Annotated in this window: 1 protein-coding gene; it reads left to right on the top strand. The window is 46.1% G+C overall.

Annotation, left to right across the window (positions count from 1 at the left end):
- On the top strand, window positions 1-601 hold a 601-nt coding region (locus FN633_RS17645), incomplete at its 3' end, for an MBL fold metallo-hydrolase (protein ID WP_154058987.1).

The raw sequence follows: 601 nt of genomic DNA, 5'->3' as shown, positions 1-601 counted from the left end.
CTGCTCTGTCGGCCTGGTCTGAGCCTGCTAATTGAAGATGGCATAACGAGGATACTCTTCGATACTGGGCCAGATGCCTCGTTTATGCACAACGCTAAAAAAATGGGCGTGTCGCTTAATGGCATTGACTGGGTTGTACTATCCCACGGGCACTACGATCACTGCGGTGGGCTAAGGCATCTCCAAAAGCTACCAAAGGTACTGTGCCACCCAGGCGTTTACGATCAAAAATACGCAGGGGTAATGGTTTTTAATCACTTTATAGAAATCAAGAAGATATCGACTCAGCTACCTCCCGTTCAATGTAACTTTCATTTCACCAAAGAGCCTTACGAGATAAGCCAGAGGTTTATCTGGTCCGGCGAGATCGCATCAGTTAAATCTTACGGCTATGTGAAAGGGGAGAAAGTAGAGCCGGACGCACTCAACGATGAAGGCGTTCTGTTATATAAATCCCAAAAGGGTCTGGTGATATTCATTGGCTGCGGCCATAAAGGTTTGAGAAATATTATTGAGCACTGCAAAAAACTCACCGGGATAAATACTATTTATGCTCTGGTAGGTGGGATGCATCTACGGCGTGCTATGCCTTGGAATATGC

Source organism: Pseudescherichia vulneris, assembly GCF_902164725.1.
Taxonomy (GTDB): domain Bacteria; phylum Pseudomonadota; class Gammaproteobacteria; order Enterobacterales; family Enterobacteriaceae; genus Pseudescherichia; species Pseudescherichia vulneris.
This window is presented reverse-complemented; position numbering and strand designations above follow the sequence as displayed.